General features: G+C 69.8%; 15 protein-coding genes. 5 read left to right on the top strand and 10 right to left on the bottom strand.

Going from position 1 to position 12,650, the window contains the following annotated elements:
- Window positions 1–80 precede the first annotated feature (80 nt).
- Window positions 81–479, top strand: a complete 399-nt coding sequence (locus ACFWQG_RS17440) for a rhodanese-like domain-containing protein (RefSeq protein WP_378508898.1) — start codon at window positions 81–83, stop codon at window positions 477–479.
- Window positions 480–487: 8 nt separating this feature from the next.
- On the opposite strand, the gene ACFWQG_RS17435 is transcribed toward ACFWQG_RS17440, so the two are convergent.
- Entirely contained in the window at window positions 488–1,027 is a 540-nt protein-coding gene (locus ACFWQG_RS17435; RefSeq protein ID WP_378508897.1) for a methylated-DNA--[protein]-cysteine S-methyltransferase, read from the bottom strand.
- A 58-nt stretch (window positions 1,028–1,085) separates the two neighbouring features.
- Window positions 1,086–1,328 (bottom strand): hypothetical protein, encoded by a 243-nt coding sequence (locus ACFWQG_RS17430; protein ID WP_378508896.1) that lies wholly within the window; start codon window positions 1,326–1,328, stop codon window positions 1,086–1,088.
- An 85-nt stretch (window positions 1,329–1,413) separates the two neighbouring features.
- Here ACFWQG_RS17430 and ACFWQG_RS17425 point away from each other — a divergent pair, with 85 nt between their 5' ends.
- A complete protein-coding gene (locus tag ACFWQG_RS17425; RefSeq protein ID WP_378508895.1) occupies window positions 1,414–2,865 on the top strand; it encodes a PLP-dependent aminotransferase family protein in 1,452 nt (483 codons plus the stop codon).
- Window positions 2,866–2,897: 32 nt separating this feature from the next.
- On the opposite strand, the gene ACFWQG_RS17420 is transcribed toward ACFWQG_RS17425, so the two are convergent.
- Complete coding sequence (locus ACFWQG_RS17420) at window positions 2,898–3,149, bottom strand: hypothetical protein (protein ID WP_378508894.1); 252 nt, start codon at window positions 3,147–3,149, stop codon at window positions 2,898–2,900.
- A gap of 141 nt (window positions 3,150–3,290) precedes the next feature.
- Here ACFWQG_RS17420 and ACFWQG_RS17415 point away from each other — a divergent pair, with 141 nt between their 5' ends.
- On the top strand, window positions 3,291–3,995 hold the full coding sequence (locus ACFWQG_RS17415; protein ID WP_378508893.1) for a PadR family transcriptional regulator: 705 nt from the start codon (window positions 3,291–3,293) through the stop codon (window positions 3,993–3,995).
- A 17-nt stretch (window positions 3,996–4,012) separates the two neighbouring features.
- Here ACFWQG_RS17415 and ACFWQG_RS17410 read toward each other — a convergent pair whose 3' ends face one another.
- The 5 genes from ACFWQG_RS17410 to ACFWQG_RS17390 all read right to left on the bottom strand — a co-directional run bounded on the left by ACFWQG_RS17410 (window position 4,013) and on the right by ACFWQG_RS17390 (window position 9,315).
- Complete coding sequence (locus ACFWQG_RS17410) at window positions 4,013–4,945, bottom strand: alpha/beta hydrolase (RefSeq protein WP_378508892.1); 933 nt, start codon at window positions 4,943–4,945, stop codon at window positions 4,013–4,015.
- A 27-nt stretch (window positions 4,946–4,972) separates the two neighbouring features.
- Window positions 4,973–5,764, bottom strand: coding sequence for an IclR family transcriptional regulator (locus ACFWQG_RS17405; RefSeq protein ID WP_378508891.1), 792 nt, complete (start codon window positions 5,762–5,764; stop codon window positions 4,973–4,975).
- Window positions 5,765–5,997: 233 nt separating this feature from the next.
- Window positions 5,998–6,930 carry a biphenyl-2,3-diol 1,2-dioxygenase gene (gene bphC, locus ACFWQG_RS17400; RefSeq protein WP_378508890.1) on the bottom strand — a complete coding sequence of 311 codons (933 nt, stop codon included), beginning with the start codon at window positions 6,928–6,930 and terminating at the stop codon, window positions 5,998–6,000.
- Between the two features lie 29 nt (window positions 6,931–6,959).
- A complete protein-coding gene (locus tag ACFWQG_RS17395; RefSeq protein ID WP_378508889.1) occupies window positions 6,960–8,141 on the bottom strand; it encodes a hydroxylase in 1,182 nt (393 codons plus the stop codon).
- Between the two features lie 13 nt (window positions 8,142–8,154).
- Window positions 8,155–9,315: a Rieske 2Fe-2S domain-containing protein gene (locus ACFWQG_RS17390; RefSeq protein ID WP_378508888.1), complete on the bottom strand. Its 1,161-nt coding sequence runs from the start codon at window positions 9,313–9,315 to the stop codon at window positions 8,155–8,157.
- Between the two features lie 185 nt (window positions 9,316–9,500).
- Here ACFWQG_RS17390 and ACFWQG_RS17385 point away from each other — a divergent pair, with 185 nt between their 5' ends.
- Window positions 9,501–10,277: a glucose 1-dehydrogenase gene (locus ACFWQG_RS17385; RefSeq protein ID WP_378508887.1), complete on the top strand. Its 777-nt coding sequence runs from the start codon at window positions 9,501–9,503 to the stop codon at window positions 10,275–10,277.
- 63 nt (window positions 10,278–10,340) lie between these two features.
- Here the strand turns inward: ACFWQG_RS17385 and ACFWQG_RS17380 are convergent, their stop codons facing one another.
- The gene (locus ACFWQG_RS17380; RefSeq protein WP_378508886.1) at window positions 10,341–11,117 is read right to left on the bottom strand and encodes an SDR family oxidoreductase; all 777 of its coding nucleotides are present in this window, start codon (window positions 11,115–11,117) and stop codon (window positions 10,341–10,343) included.
- Window positions 11,118–11,150: 33 nt separating this feature from the next.
- Window positions 11,151–12,080 carry a tyrosine-protein phosphatase gene (locus ACFWQG_RS17375; protein WP_378508885.1) on the bottom strand — a complete coding sequence of 310 codons (930 nt, stop codon included), beginning with the start codon at window positions 12,078–12,080 and terminating at the stop codon, window positions 11,151–11,153.
- Between the two features lie 198 nt (window positions 12,081–12,278).
- On the opposite strand from ACFWQG_RS17375, the gene ACFWQG_RS17370 reads away from it, so the two are divergent.
- Window positions 12,279–12,650, top strand: coding sequence for a nuclear transport factor 2 family protein (locus ACFWQG_RS17370; protein ID WP_378508884.1), 372 nt, complete (start codon window positions 12,279–12,281; stop codon window positions 12,648–12,650).

Here is a 12,650-nt window from a genome sequence, read left to right as displayed (position 1 = left end):
GGTCATCCACCTCGCCGTCGTGACACCCCGGCCGGTAGCGTCGGGCGGACTAGGTTTTCGATCCGAGGGAGTGTCCGCAGGTGTTCCGTCGATTCCGGCTGCTGCTCCTTGTTGGTGCCGCGCTGCTCACCCTCGCTGCGCTCGTCACCGGATGCGCGGGCGACGGCGCCACCGGCCTGTCCGCGGCGGACGCATCCGGGACCGCGACTCCCGTCGTGCTGATCGACGTGCGAACCCCGGCCGAGTTCGCGGCCGGGCACCTCGATGGTGCCCGCAACATCGACCTGCAGTCGGCGGCGTTCGACTCCTCGATCGCGGCGCTCGACCCGGACGCTGCCTACCTCGTCTACTGCCGGTCGGGCAGTCGATCCGCGCAGGCCGTCGCCCGGATGGAGGCCGCGGGTTTCACGCGTCTCACCGATGCGGGCGGCCTTGACGCGGCGGCCGAATCCACGGGACTGCCGATCGTCACCGGCTGACCCGGTCGTCAGAACAGCGCCGGGTCGTCGAAGCCGGGGGTGTGTTCGGCCGCGAGCAGGGCCCGCTTGGTGACGGTGCCGCCGGACGCGGAGAACCCGCCGACCGCGCCGTTGGCGGCGAGCACGCGATGGCAGGGGACGACGACCGGGATCGGGTTGCGCCCCAACGCCTGCCCGACGGCCTGCGCCGCGCCGGGGCTGCCGAGCGCGGCCGCGACGTCCCCGTAGGTCCGGGTCCGGCCGGGGCCGATCGCGCGGGCAACCGCGTAGACGCGGCGGTCGAAGTCCCCGATGCCGGTCAGGTCGAGGTCGAGGTCGGTCAGGTCGTCGGACCCGCCTGCGAGCAGCGACGTGATCCGGTCGACGGCGGCACGCTGACCGGGGCCGAGGGGACGCTCCGCGGCGTCGGGGAAGCAGGCGCGCAGGCGGAGGAGGGTCGCGGCGTCCGACGGCTCCGGCAGCTGCAGGCCAGCGATGCCCCGCTCGGACCAGACCAGGCCGCACCGCCCGAGGGCGGTGTCGAAGAAGGACCAGTACCGCGTCGTCACGGGTTCCAGTATGGCCGGAGTCGCCGACAACCCTCCCGGCGGAACAGTCCAGTTGTGGTCAACTGGACTGCTTTGCGGTGAGTTCGCGTCCGGCGGCGATGCCGGGGGCGCTGCGGTCGGCGGCCGCCTGCAGGTCCGCGAGGGTGCGATCGGCGTCGCGCTGGTCGGGGAGGTGTCCCGCCAGCGGTGCCGCCGGTCGAAACTGGTCGAGGCGGAAGAGGGGGGTGCCGCGGCGGCGGCCGACAAGGGCGACCGCGGTCAGCGCGGCGAGGGCGAGGGCGAAGGTGAGGAACGGGGCCATGGCCTCATCGTCGAGGGAAACTGGCATTGAAAGAAATAGCCACTTTGGCAATACTGGTCTGCATGAATCGTCAGGAGACGCCGCGATGCGGGTGATCGGCGCGTCCACCCTTGCCCGCGACCTCGGCCGGTGGCAGCCGGACGGGGTCCGCAGCCGCGACGGCCGGTTCCCCGCCTACCGGGCCCTCGCCGACGCGGTCCGGTTGCTCATCGCCGACGGCCGGATCCCGCTCGGGGTGGCCCTGCCCAGCGAACGCGAGCTCGCCGCCGCGCTCGGCCTCAGCCGCACCACCATCACCGCCGCCTACGCCGCGCTGCGGGAGGACGGATACCTGGTCAGCAGGCAGGGGTCGCGCAGCACCGTCGCGGTCCCCGCCCGCCGGATGCCCCCGGCGAGTGACCCAATCCCCGGGCGCCTGCTCGACCTGACCTGCGCGTCCATGCCCGCGCCCGCCGACGCGCTCCGCGAGGTCTACGCCGCGGCCCTGGACGCGCTGCCCGCCCACCTCGGCGGCCACGGGCTCGCGCCGCTCGGCACCCCCGAACTGCGGGAGGCCGTTGCGCGGCGGTACCGCGACCGCGGCGTCCCCACCGACCCTGACCAGATCATGATCACCACCGGCGCCCAGCAGGCGCTCGTGCTGGTGCTCGGGTTGCTCGCCGCGCCGGGGGAGCGGGTCCTGATCGACCACCCCACCTACACGAACGGGATCGAGGCGATCCGGCGGCGCGGGGCGCTCACCGTTCCGGTGCCGCTGCGGCTGGAGGCGCGGGGCTGGGACCTTGAGGGTCTGCGCGTCGCGGCGCGGCAGTCCGCGGCGAAGCTGGCCTACCTGGTGCCCGACTTCCACAACCCGACCGGCTACTGCCTCGACGACGCGGGCCGCGCCGAACTGGTCCGGATCGCCGCCGACACCCGGATGACCCTGGTGATCGACGAGACCATGACCGACCTCGGGCTCGACGCCCCGACCCCGACCCCGGTCGCCGCGTTCGCACGGGGAACGCGGGCCGACATCGTCACCCTCGGCTCGATGTCGAAGGCCTTCTGGTCGGGGCTGCGGGTCGGGTGGATCCGCGCGGACACCGCGACGATCAACGCGCTGCTCGCGGTGCGGTCGGCGCTCGACATGGGCACCGCCGTGCTCGAGCAGCTCGCCGCGGCCCGGCTGCTCGCCGACCCCGACCGGCTGCTCGCGGCCCGGCGGCAGCAGCTCCGGGACCGGCGCGGGGCGCTGCTCGACGCGCTGGCCGCCGACCTGCCGCAGTGGCGCTGCGATCCCGGCCCCGGCGGGATGGCGCTGTGGGTGCAGCTGCCGCAGCCGCTGTCGACGGCGCTCGCCGCGACCGCACCCGCGCACGGGGTGCAGCTGTCCGCTGGCCCCCGATTCGGGGTGGAGGGCGCATTCGAGCGGTACCTGCGGCTGCCGTACGCGCTCGACGAGCAGTCGCTGCGGGCCGCGGTGCGCGGGCTGGCCGAGGCCGACCGGACGCTGTCGGGTGGTGCGGTTCCGCGTCGTCCCGCGCTGGTGATCTGACGGTCGTGGCGCCAGCGCCCGCGTGTCGGGGGCTACTCGAGGTGGCCGGGGATCGGATAGCTGCGCAGGGACAGACCGATCTGTCCGGACACGATCAGGTCGTCGATGGTCTCCTGCAGCTTGCCGCAGGTGAGTACCGCGGCGCGGCCGTCGGGGGTTCGGGTGCGGGCGAACTCGGGGCATGCGCTGTCGGCGTCGTCGAGCCATTGGATGCTGGTGTGCGCGTCGCTGTACTTCTCGACGAGCACTCGGTTGTCGCAGCTGGTGCAGTGGACACTTTCCATGTCGGACCTCCCTTGGTTGCTTCGCGACGGTAGTCACAATTCGGGAGTGCCGGATGCCCTGGTTCCCGCGGAGCGGGAGGCCCGTTTCGCGGTGTCCTGGCGAGGTTCTGGCGTCCCCACCAGGGCTGTTAGTCTTCGACCATGCCCGAGTCCGATTCTGCCGCCTCGGCTGTCGGCGACGGCTACCCGTCGCTGCCCGCGACCAGCTGGGCCGTGCTCGGCATGTTGACCCTGGGGTCCGAGCTCACCGGCTACGACCTCAAGAAGTGGGCCGATCTGAGCATCGGCTACTTCTACTGGAGCCCGTCGGTCAGTCAGGTCTACGCCGAACTCAAGAAGCTCGAGAAGCTGGGTCTGGTCGAGTCGGAACTGGTGTCGGCGCCAGGCGAGCGTGGACGGCGGGTCTACCGGATCACCGAATCGGGGACGCACGCGGTGCGAACCTGGTCTCGGGATGCGCAGGTGGAGCAACCAGTCCTCAAACACGGTTTGATGCTGCGGCTGTGGATGGGGCACCTCAACGAGCCGGACCAGCTGAAGGCCCTGGTCCGGTCGCACATCGAGAACATGGAATCTCGGCGGGAGCGCGCGACGCTGCACCGCCATCATGCGTCCCGCGATCCGGCCTGGGCCTTCGCCGCGATGAGCCTGGTCTGGGCCGAGCGCTACTTCCAGGCCGAGGTGGACCTGGCCCGGCAGGTGCTTGACGACATCGACGCCGCCGCCGAGCAGTTCACCCACGTGCGGACCCGCAATGCACTGGGCAACCCGATCCCCGAGGTCACCGACACCTGGCGTGACCTGGAGGACTTCGCTGGGGGCGGCGAGAGCGCCGAGCCGAGCTGACCGAAAAGGGCTTCCGGTCAGCGTTTTTCGATGTCGAGGATGGTCCTGAGGTCCTCCCACAGCTGCTTTCGCGCCGACTGCGTCGCAGACAGCGCGGCGATCGTCAGGAAGCCGTGAAACAGGTCGGCGTAGCGACGGTGCGTGACGGGCACACCGTCCGCTGCGAGTCGTGCGGCGTAGCCGTCCCCCTCCGAACACAGCGGGTCGCGGCCTGCGGTGACGACGACGGCCGGGGGCAGGCCGGCGAGGGTCTCGGCGCGGGCGGGGGAGATCAGCGGGCTGTCGGCGCCGCCCGGCGCGTACTGCCGCCAGTACCACTGCATCGCGGCGCGGGTGTTGAAATGGCCCTTGGCGTAGGTCCGGTAGGAGTCGGTGTCGAAGTCGTCGTCGATGACCGGGTACAGCAGCGCCTGCCCGGCGACCGGGGGCCCGCCGCGGTCCCGGGCGGCCATCGCCACCGCCGCGGCGAGGTTGCCGCCGGCGCTGTCCCCGGCGACGACCAGTCGGTCCGGATCCCCTTTCAGCTCGGCGCAATTCGCGTGTGACCAGACGAGCGCCGCGTACACGTCCAGGGCGGCGGCAGGCGCGGGGTGCTCGGGTGCGAGCCGGTAGTCGACGGACACCACCGTCGCGCCGACCCCGTTCGACAGTGCGCGACAGAACCCGTCGTGGGTGTCGAGGTCGCAGAAGACGAAGCCGCCGCCGTGCGCAAATACCACCACCGGCCGGGGCCCGGCCGACGTGTCGGGTTGGTAGATCCGGACCGGGACCGGCCCGTCCAGCCCGTCGATGGCGACGTCGCGGACCGAGCCGATCGGCTCGGGACCGCGGCTCGGTTGGAGGCGCGCCCGAATCGCGGCCCGCGCCTGCGGTCCGCTCATCTGCTCGACGCGCGGGAATCCGGCGTCGAGCAGTTCGAGCATCGACTCGATCTCGGGGTCGATCGGCATGCTTGTCGCTTTCGTCGGTGATCGCGGTCAGGCGTACTGGAGGTGGCGCCGAGCCGTCGAGGAGGGCAGGCTCTCGAGGCGGTTCCGGTGAGCGATGGGGGCGGCGCCGCTGTCGTGCCCGGTGAGGGAATGGAAGATCGCGTTCGCAGCCATCCGGACCGGCGAGGCGTGCCGGTGGTCGAACTTGATGTGCTCGCTGGGCCCGCAGATCGACACCGCGGCGTGAACTCCGCCGACCGGCCCGATCGGAACGGCGATGATGCCGATCCCGCCCGAGATCTGGCTGACCTCGTAGGCCACGCCCAGTTCCCGGACCCTGCGCAGTTCGGGGGTGAATCCGGTCAGCTCGTCGCTGCCGTTCGGGGTGTACGCGAGCAGTGCCTTGCCGATCGCAGAACCGCGGGCCGGGTAGCGGCTTCCGACACGGGTCGGCAGGTCGGCGGCCAGCCGGCCGCCGACCTTGTCCAGGTAGAGCACGTCGGGATCGTCGAGGACGCCGAGGTGCACGACGTAGCCGGTGACCCGGTGCAGTTCCTGCAGGATCGGTGCGGCGGCGGCATGCAGCCGGTTCTGATGCACGGCGATGGAGCCGAGCTCCACCAGGCGGTTGCCCAGCTCGTAGACGCGGCCGTCGCGTCGGAGCCAGCGCATCGCGACGAAACGTTCGAGCATCCGGTGCGCCGACGAGCGCGGTAGGCCCGTTCGCTGCACGACCTGGGAGAGGGTGAGCCGCCCCGGGCCGTCGAACGCGTCCAGGACGAGTGACACCCGGTCGAGAACCGCGGTCGGGGTCGAGTCGGTGGCCGTCGGTGTGGTCATCGAAGTCTCCTCGCATCAGTCGATCATCGAGCGAGACCCATCTGACATGGGTCTTTCTATTAGGAATAGTCACACAGATCTCCTGCTTTGTGAAGCAGGTCACCGAAACTTTCCTTCGATGCTCGAGATGGATGCGACGGAGGGCGCCGGGTGTCCCACCTTCGTCCTGAATGCCGCTTTCATTCGGCAAGGGCCGACTGCATGCGGCATCCAGGAATCGGGGGTAGGGCTCGCTACATCGCGGCGAGCGGTTCGCTGCCGGACCAGTCGTGGCCCCAGTAGCTGTCGGCGGTGATCTCCTCCGCCGAGTAGTGCTTCTCCTCGACCTTCATGCCCTCGGTGCCGAACTCGATGTCCCAGCCGCCGGGTGCGCGGACGTAGAAGGACACCATCTTGTCGTTGGTGTGCCGACCCAGCGTCGACGATACCGAGAACCCGTCCGCGACAACGCGGTCGAGTGCCTGGCCGACGGCGTCGAGGGTGTCGACCTCGACCATGATGTGCACCAGGCCGGGGGCGCCGCCGTGCGGCGCCGGGCACAGCGCGAGGCTGTGGTGGCGCTCGTTGACGCCCAGGAACCGCACCCGCATCGGGCCGAACTCCGGCGGCGCCGGGATCCGGAAGGCGCCGCGCGGCAGGAAGCCGAGGACATCGGTGTAGAAGTCGAAGGTGCCGTTCGGGTCCATCGTCGGCAGCACGACGTGGCCGAGACCCTGTGCGCCCGTGACGAATCGGGCGCCAAACGGGGTGACGACGGGGCTGTGGTCGAGGACCGCGCCGTGGAAGATCTCGAGCGTGGCACCGCACGGATCGACGAAGGTCACAACCTCCTCGACCCGGCGGGCGTCGGCCTCCTCGACCGAGAGCGGCGTGACGGCGATACCCGCGCGCTCGACCGCCTCGGTGACCCGGACCAGCGCGTGGTGGTCGCGGACCTCCCAGCCGATGGTGACGACCTCGTCGGTGTCGCCGGGGACGACGATGATGCGGGCGGCCCGCTCGTCCATCCGCAGGTAGAGGGCGCTCTCGTCGGGCCCGGTGCCGCGGGCGAAGCCGAGGACGTCGAACGCGAAGGTGCGCCACCGGTCCATCTCGTTGGTCTGGATCTTCACGTAGCCGAGGCCGCGGATATCGGTGCCGAATCCGCCGAGGTCGGGGTTGGTCATGTGCTGTCTCCGTTGAGTGTGCGGTCAGGTCAGATCATCGCGCGGAGCGGGCCCTGCGGGTTCACGCCCAGGGTGCTCAGCGTCGCGGCGTGATACACGGTGCCGGGGACGTGGATGGCGTGGTGCAGACCGGCGTGCGCGTCCCGCCAGAACCGCTGCATGGGCTTGTCCATGCGCAGCGCGTTGCCGCCGCAGCGGGCGTACACCTGGTCGATTGCCGTGACGGCCTGCCAGGCCGCGTTGACCTGAGTTTCACGGCCGAGGGCGCGCTGCTCGAACGTCGGCGTCGTGCCTGCGTCGACCAGATCCCACATGCGGTCGACGTTGGCCAGCAACGAATCCCGCGCGGACCGCAGCTTCGCGCTCGCCTCGCCGATCGCGAACATGGAGTAGGGGTCGTCCTTGACGGCGGTGCCCTGCGGGTTGATCCGCTCACGCTGGTACTCGCTGGCGTGGTGCAGCAGGCCCTCGCAGATGCCGATGGTGGCGGAGGTGATGCCGAGCGGGAAGACGGTCGACCACGGCATCCGGTACAGCGTTTCGTCGCGCCCGTAGTCGCGCACCGCGGTGCCGTCGATCACCTCGTCGCCGACCATGACCCGATACGACGGCACAAACGCGTCCGTGACCACGACGTCCTTGGATCCGGTGCCGCGCAGCCCAACGACATTCCACGAGTCGTCGACGATCTCGTAGTCGCTGCGCGGGATGATCACGTGCAGCATCCGCGGCGGCATCTCCATGCTGCCGTCCGGGTTGCAGGCCATCGCACCGAGGAACGCCCACTCGCAGTGGTCGGTGCCGGACGAGAACTGCCACCGACCGGAGAACCGGTAGCCGCCGTCAACCGGCACGCACCGGCCGGCGGGCATATACGGCGACGCCATCCACGTGTTCGGATCGTCGCGCCAGATCTCCTGCTGTGCACGGTCGTCGGCGAACGCAAGCTGCCACGGGTGGACGCCGACGATGCCGTGGATCCAGCCCGCCGACGGGTTGATCGACGCGGTCCGCATGACGGTCTCGGCGAACTCGCGGGGGTGTGCCTCCATGCCGCCGTGCTCGGTGGGCTGCAGCATCCGGATGGAACCGAACTCCTTCATCTTCTTGACGGAGGCGTCGGCGACCTTGCCGATCCGCTCGGCCTCCTCGCCCTCGATGAAGAACTCGTCTGCCGCGGCCTCGACCGCGGCCAGAACTTCGTAGCTCATGGGTGTGTCTTCCTTACTCTGCGGCGGCCCGACGGGCCAGGTTGTCGGCGACTTCCTGCTTCCAGCTGGTAACCGCGCGCGTGGTGTCGATCTCGAACTCGAAACGCTTGGTCATGTCGTCGGTGATGTCCTCGATGTCGACATAGAACTGCTGGTACCAGCGACGCAGCTGGTAGACCGGGCCGTCCTCCTCGGACAGCAGCGGATTGTCGATGGGGGCCTTGTTCTTCCAGATCTCGATGTCCTGCTCGAATCCGGTCTCGACGCCCTCCGCGAACTGGGCGGCCATACCCGCCGCATTCTCGTCCGACAGGCCGGGCAGCTTCTTGACGATCGCGCCGTACTGCAGCACGAACTCGTCGTTGCTGACCGGGTAGTGGCAGTTGATCAGGACGGTTTCGATGGTGACGCCGTTCGCATCCGACTCGAGCCAGTCGACCATGTAGGACGGACCGAAGTAGGTTGCTTCCGAGCGCATCTCGGCATTCGGATCGTCGTAGTTGGTGCCGGAGATGACGTCCTCACGTCCGGTCGACTTCATGTACTGCGACGCGGTGTGGCCCTCGAAGACGTTCTTGAAGTAGCGGGGGAACGCGTAGTGGATGTAGAAGAAGTGTGCCATGTCCACGACGTTGTCGACGATCTCACGACAGTGTGATCCCTTGATGCGCAGCGTCTTCCAGCTCCAGTCCGTCCACTCGTCGGAGCCGTAGCCCTCGATCTCCGGGATCGTCACCTCGGCAGGCGGGGGGTTGCCCTGCGGGTCGTGCCACACGTACAGCTGACCGTTGCGCTCGAGCGTCGTCCAGGAACGGGTCCTGGCGAGCGGCGGCACCCGCCGGGCGTAGGGAATGTCGGTGCACTTGCCGTTGCCGCCCCAGCGCCAGTCGTGGAACGGGCAGGCGATCGAGTCGCCCTTGATCTCGCCCTGGCTCAGGTCGCCGCCCATGTGACGGCAGTACCCGTCGAGGACATTGACCTTGCCGTTGCTATCGGCGAACGCGACGAGCTTGGTGCCGAATGCCTCGATCGAGTGCGGCTTCCCGTCCCGGAGGTCGCGCAGTAGGCCGAGGCAGTGCCATCCGCGGGCGAATCGCGTTGGCGCGGCCGCGGCCACGATCTCGCGGACCTCGCTTTCGGCGGAGTCGGGCGGGGACGTATTGGCGAGTGACATGTGTTCCTCCGTGCCATCAGGGGGCTGTCCTGTGATGCGCATCATGGAACTCGGCGGCGTGTCGGTCGGTAAGCGGTTTTCCCGCTGGATGGAACGGTCGGCACGAAGCCTGTGGGCGGAGGCCGAGAATCGCTGTGAAAGTTAAACTGTATGAGCTTGTTTCGCCGACATGGAGGGGCTTTCCCATGAGTGAGCAATCGGAGCTGCTGTCCGGCAAGGTGGTCGTCGTGACAGGTGGGGCCCGGGGCCTGGGCGCGGAGTTCGCCCGCCAGATCGTCGCCGACGGCGGGCGGGTGGTGATCGCCGACGTCCTCGACGAGGAGGGGCGTGCCACCGCAGCGGAGTTGGGTGACGGCGCGCGATATACCCATCTCGACGTCACCGACGCCGATGCCTGGCGCGCCGCCGTCGAGTTCACCGTCGCCGAGTTCGGCACGGTGACGGGCCTGGTGAACAACGCGGGCGTCTCGACCGGCCAGTACCTCGAACACGAGCCGCTCGAGCACTTCCGTCGGGTCCTCGACATCAACCTGGTCGGTGTCTTCAACGGAATTCAGGCGGTGATCGCGCCGATCAGGGCCGCCGGAGGTGGCTCGATCGTCAACATCTCGTCCGCGGCGGGCCTGATGGGTCTGGCGCTCACCGCAGGCTACGGTGCCTCGAAGTGGGGCGTGCGCGGACTGAGCAAGATCGCGGCGGTCGAACTCGGGACCGACCGGATCCGGGTCAACTCCGTGCACCCGGGCATGACGTACACGCCGATGACGGCCGAGGTCGGCATCGCGCAGGGTGAGGGCAACTACCCCAACACCCCGATGGGGCGGGTCGGCGAGGCCGACGAGATCGCCGGTGCGGTGACCTTCCTGCTCTCGGACACCGCGTCCTACGTCACCGGAGCGGAGATCGCTGTCGACGGCGGCTGGACCGCGGGACCGACTGTCAAGTACGTGATGGGACAGTAGTTTTCACCTCTGACCTCTCGACCCGATGCGGTGATGCCGCATCGGGCCGAGCGTCGTGAGCCGCTACCAGGTGCCGTCGCCGCGCAGTACCGCGTCGGCACCGCCGTCGACGAAGACGACCTGCCCGGTGACATGCGAGTTCTCCTCGGACACCAGCCAGGACAGCAGTGGGGCCACCTGATCGGGGTGGGCGTGACCGGCCAGCGGCATCGGGACGGCGCCGTCGATGGCCGCCCGGCCCTCCTCGGTGTCGAGCATCGCCTGGATCATCGGGGTGACGATGGTGCCGGGAGCGATCGCGTTGAGCGGGATACCTGCACCCGCCCACTCGGCGGTGATCGCGGTCCGTCGCACCCAGCGGGCGATCGCCGCCTTCGAGGACCCGTACACCAGTGCGCCGTCACCCCGTTCGACCGCTGCCCGTGCCGCGTCGGCGGCCGCATCCTCCTCGCCGGCGAGGGCGGTGTCGACGATTGCCGGGTCGCTCGGGTGCAGCGAGGCCACCGATGAGATCACCACGGCGCGAGGCCGTTCCGCCGCCGCCAGCAGTGGGCGCAGCCCCTCCAGGGTGGCGACCGCCCCGAAGTAGTTGACCCTGACGGTGAGTGGGTCGAACAGTGCCACCCCGGCGCACGCGATCACGCCGTCGAGGCTGCCGCCGGACAGGTCCCTGGCCTGTTCGACGAGGGCGGCCCGTCCTGCCGCGGTCGCGAGATCGGCGGTGATGTCGGCATCGCGCAGGTCGGCGCCGATCACGCGTGCGCCCCTGGTGCTCAGGTAGGAGGTGGTGGCGGCGCCGATTCCGGAGGCGCTGCCGGTGACGAGATAGGTACGGGACATGACCCTGCCTTCGTGGGGAGTGGGGTGGGACGGTCAGCCGAGCAGCTTGCCGCGGAGCGTGTCGATCGTGCTCGTGCTCAGCCCGAGCCCCTCTGTGAGGTAGGCGTCGACCGAGCCGTAGGTGGCGGCCAGTTCGTCGAGCCCGGCCTGCAGGTAGCTCTCCTCGACGCCGAACAGCGGCTCGAGCAGCGCGGCGGCCGCCTCGCCCTGGGTGGCCACGAGGTAGGCGCGGGTCTCGGTCACCCACTCCTCGTTGTACTCGTTGGTGAGCAGGTAGTCCCGCATGATCGTGGCGTCGTCGACACCGGCGATGTGCTGCAGCAGCATCGCGGTCCATCCGGTGCGATCCTTGCCCGCCGTGCAGTGGAAGACCTGACCGCCCTCGGTGGTCGCCATGTCGGTGAGCAGGGTCGCGAACCCGGCACGCTCGGCCGAGCCGGTGACGAAGTCACGGTTCATCTCGCGCATCATGATGCGCGCGTCGTCCGGGGTGCGGATCTGATCGACCATCTCGCTCACGTTGCCGGACAGGATCGGGATCCGGACGTACGCGACGTCGGCGGGCAGCCGGTTCGGCTTGTCCGCGGCCTCCTCGTCGCTGCGAAGGTCGTAGATCGTCGACAGTCCCAACTCCTCGAGCACGGCCAGGTCCGCGTCGTTCGGCACGACCGCGTCGGAGCGGTAGAACAGGCCCTCGTTCAGGTGGGCGCCTCCGGCGCCGACATAGCCCGCGCCGGTGCCCGCCACGTCGCGGAAGTTCGCCACACTCGGCAGCCGGGGGGCGTCGGGTGCCCCGGTGCCCAGGCTGCCGAAGTCGAGCGAACCGGTTCCGAAAAGTGTGGCAGCGGAAGGGTGTTCCGTGTCCGGGGTGGGTGTGGCTCCGGCCGTGGCGGTCCCGAGGCCCGTCCACAGCAGGCTTCCGGACAGTGCGGCGGCGGCAATCCTGGAGCGATGTCGGGTCACGGTCGATCCTTCCGGAGGGGGTGAGGCGAACGGACTCGGACGCTAGGTAAGCGTGGGCGCGGAAGGAACCCCGTTCTCCCGCTCGCCGGGAGAAACGATTTCGGATCGTCGACGCGCTTCCTAGCTTCGGGGGTACCAGGCGAGCCGACCCGCACCGGGCGGCCGCCGCGCACCCGCGCCGACCCACAGGAGATTGCGATGACCACTTCCGACGACGTCACCACTGCAGTGCGGCGCTACCTCGCGGAGGTGGCCTCGGGCACCGGGAGCAGCATCGCGGCGCTGTACGCGGCCGAGGCGACCGTCGAGGACCCGGTGGGCAGCGACCCGCACCGCGGGGTCGAGGCGATCGCGGCGTTCTATGCGGCGATCGAGCAGACCGAACGCAGTACCGAACTGCTGACGATCCGGGTGGCCGGGGCCAGCGTCGCCTTCCACTTCCGGGTGACGACGACGGTCGGTGACCGGACCGTCGTCGTCGAGCCGATCGACGTCATGACCTTCGACGCCGAGCTGAAGATCACCAGCATGCGCGCCTTCTGGTCGCAGGCCGACATGGTGGTCGGCTGA

It is taken from the genome of Rhodococcus sp. NPDC058532, assembly GCF_042719255.1.
Taxonomy (GTDB): domain Bacteria; phylum Actinomycetota; class Actinomycetes; order Mycobacteriales; family Mycobacteriaceae; genus Rhodococcus_G.
Note: the sequence above shows the minus strand (reverse complement) of the source record. Positions and strands in the feature narration are given on the sequence as shown.